Origin of the sequence: Micromonospora inaquosa (genome assembly GCF_003857055.1) — a bacterium.
Lineage (GTDB): Bacteria > Actinomycetota > Actinomycetes > Mycobacteriales > Micromonosporaceae > Micromonospora > Micromonospora inaquosa.
Genome location: NZ_QGSZ01000057.1, coordinates 1 through 3,224, shown reverse-complemented (window position 1 = coordinate 3,224; position 3,224 = coordinate 1). Strand labels below are relative to the sequence as shown.

3 protein-coding genes are annotated in these 3,224 nt (G+C 69.5%); 2 read left to right on the top strand and 1 reads right to left on the bottom strand.

Annotated features, from left to right (window positions below; translation table 11 throughout):
- A partial coding sequence (locus tag DLJ59_RS00700; RefSeq protein WP_279635719.1) for a penicillin-binding transpeptidase domain-containing protein occupies nt 1-1,569 on the top strand: 1,569 nt, incomplete at its 5' end.
- A gap of 115 nt (nt 1,570-1,684) precedes the next feature.
- Here the strand turns inward: DLJ59_RS00700 and DLJ59_RS00695 are convergent.
- A complete protein-coding gene (locus DLJ59_RS00695) occupies nt 1,685-2,140 on the bottom strand; it encodes a GatB/YqeY domain-containing protein (RefSeq protein WP_030328082.1) in 456 nt (151 codons plus the stop codon).
- Nucleotides 2,141-2,165: 25 nt separating this feature from the next.
- Here DLJ59_RS00695 and DLJ59_RS00690 point away from each other — a divergent pair, with 25 nt between their 5' ends.
- Entirely contained in the window at nt 2,166-3,059 is an 894-nt protein-coding gene (locus DLJ59_RS00690) for a metallophosphoesterase (RefSeq protein ID WP_124770591.1), read from the top strand.
- Nucleotides 3,060-3,224: the final 165 nt, after the last annotated feature.

Genomic DNA, 3,224 nt, shown 5'->3' with positions numbered 1-3,224 from the left:
TGCGTCGCCGCGAACGTCAACGAGTGGGGCTTCTTCTGCGACTACTTCTACCGCTGGTGGATGGATCAGGAGACGTTCGGCTCGACCAGGTACGACCGTGAGCGCCGGCTGAAGAGCGGCGGCTACAACGTCGTGACCACGATCGACGTCCAGGCGCAGCGCGCCGCGGACAAGGCGGTCCGCAAGGCCAAGAGCGTGAACAGCAAGGAAGCCGCAATGGTCGCGGTGGTCGAGCCGGGTACCGGTCGGGTCCGGGCGCTCGCCGTCAACCGGCAGTTCAAGCTGGACGACCCGAAGAACCCGAAGAACAAGCTCTCCAGCGACCCGGCGAAGAGCAAGAAGAAGATCCGGGGCAACTACCCGGCGACGGTCAACCCGTTGCTCACCGGCGGGGACGGCATCACCGGCTACCAGGCCGGGTCGACGTTCAAGATGTTCACCATCGTCGCGGCCCTCGAGAAGGGCATCCCGCTCAGCCACACGATCAACGCGCCGAAGCAGTTCCGGTCGGAATACATCATCCGGCCCGGCCCGGCCGCCTGCCCGGGGACCAACCTCTACTGCCCCACCAACTCGACCGAGAGCATGGCCGGCGTACACAACATGTGGGGGGCGTTCGGCCGGTCGGTGAACACCTACTTCGTGCCGCTGCAACAGCAGGTCGGCGCCGAGAACGTGGTCAAGGCCGCCAAGCGGCTGGGCATCAACTTCCGGTCCGAGGAAGATCTGACCCTGGAGAAGGGTGCCCACCAGTGGGGCGCCTTCACCCTGGGCGTCTCGCAGACCACCCCGCTGGATCTGGCCAACGCCTACGCCACCCTGGCCGCGGACGGCAAGTACTGCGAACCGATCCCGGTGCAGGAGATCCGCGACCCGGAGGGCAACAAGCTGGACATCGCCAACCCGCGCTGCGAGAAGCGGTTCAGCACCGAGGTGGCCCGCGCCGCTGTGGACGCGGCCCGCTGCCCGGTCGGTGACAGGTCGTCGTCCTCCCGGTGCACCGGGGCGACCGCCGGCAACGTGCGCGGCGACGTCGGTTACCCGGTGGCCGGCAAGTCCGGCACCACCGACTCGGAGAAGACCGCCGCGCTGGTTGCGATGACCAAGCAGTACGCGGTGGCCGGCATCATGGCCGACCCGGACTGGCCGCAGACGAACGTCGAGATGAAGCACAAGGAGAAGGACGGCATCAACCCGCCGGTCTGGGAGACGCTGCGGGACGCGATGGAGGGCAAGCCGAAGATCGACTTTGAGGCGCCGGGTCAGAAGATCTCCCAGGGTGACCAGCGCAGCATCCCCGACGTGAAGTGCGTTTCGGTGGAAACCGCGAAGTCCCGGCTCAAGGGCGCGGGCTTCGAGCCGGTCGTCTCCAGCGCTAGGGTGCCGTCCTCCTGCAAGGCCGGCGAGGCGGCCGGCACCAGCCCGGACGGGCGCACGATCAAAAATGGTGTGGTCACCATCGAGGTCAGCAGCGGCGGTGGCGGCACGCCGGGCAACAACGACGACACTCCGGGCCGCCCGCCGGGCAACCAGCCCGGTCGACCCGGCAACGACCGTCCGAACGGCTGAGTCGACGGAGTAGGACACAACGGGCGGGCACCCTCCTCGGGTGCCCGCCCGTTTCGTCTGCCCGGACCAGAAAGCGCCACGACCACCGTCGTGCCGCGTCACTGACCCTGCTTGGTCAGAGACCGAGCTGTCGGCGTACCTCGGCGGCCACCCGGCCACCCTCGGCCTGGCCCGCCACCGCGGCCTGGGCCGCCTTCATCGCCGGGCCCATCTGGGCCTTGCCGGTGAAGCCGCCCGCGGCGAGCGCCCCCGACACCAGCTCGGTCAACTCGGCGTCCGAGAGCTGCTTGGGCAGGTAGCGGTCCAACACCTCACCCTCGGCGCTCTCCTTCGCGGCCTGCTCGGCGCGCCCGGCGTCGGCGAAGGCGGTGGCCGCCTCCCGACGCTTCTTGGCTTCCTTGGTCAGCACCGCGAGCACCTCGTCATCGGTGAGCTCGCGCTTGGCCTTGCCGGCGACCTCGGCGGTGCCGACGGCGGCCAGGGCCATCCGCAGCGTGGAGGTGGTCAGCTCGTCGCGCGCCTTGAGCGCGGAACGCATGTCGGCAGTGAGGCGGTCCTTCAGCGTGCTCATGGACGGTCAAACTACCCTGAACGCCATGCGAAAGCGCACACTATTCCGGCTCGCCGCCGGAACTGCCACGATCGGCGCGGCGACCCTCGCGTACGCGTCGCTCATCGAGCGCAACATGTTCACCCTGCGACGGTACGACGTGCCGGTGCTCCCGGCCGACGCGGAGCCGCTGCGGGTGCTGCACCTGTCGGACCTGCACATGATGCCCGACCAGGCGCGCAAGCAGCGTTGGGTGGCGTCGCTGGCCGCCCTCGACCCCGACCTGGTGGTGGTGACCGGCGACAACATGGCGCACCCGGGTGCGGTGCCCGGGGTGCTGCGGGCCCTGCAACCGCTGCTCGACTACCCGGGCGCTTTCGTGTTCGGCTCCAACGACTACACCGGGCCGGTGTTGAAGAACCCCTTCACCTACTTCCTGCCTGACCGGGAGTACACCGAGGGCGTGGAGCTGCCCTACGAGGAGCTGCGTCAGGTCTTCACCGGCGCCGGCTGGGCCGATCTCAACAACGCCCGCACCATGCTGAAGGCTGGCGGCCGACAGCTCGACCTGGTCGGCGTCGACGACCCGCACATCGAACGGGACGACTACCCCGCCGTGTCCGGCGCGGTGTCGTCCTCGGCGGACCTGTCCATCGCGTTGACGCACTCGCCCGAGCCGCGGGTGCTCGACCAGATGGCGGCGGACGGCTTCGGCCTGCTGCTGGCCGGGCACACCCACGGTGGTCAGGTCTGCGTACCGGGTTTCGGGGCGCTGGTGACCAACTGCGGCCTGCCCCGCTCGATGGCGAAGGGCCTGCACAGGTGGCCTGGCTCGGACTCCTGGCTGCACGTCTCCGCCGGCCTCGGCACCCACCCGACCGCCCCGGTCCGCTTCGCCTGCCCTCCGGAGGCCAGCATCCTCACCCTCATCCCCCGCTGACCCGGATGACCCCGCGCACCCCGCCTCCCGCCGCCCCGGCGGGACCAGGCAGCGGTCGTTGATCGACTCGGGTTCCTGAAAGTCGGGGTGTCCTGGTCACGTCGACAGCCCGGCTTTCTTGAACCCGAGTCGATCATCAATCCAGCCCGGCCCGCGATCGCACTG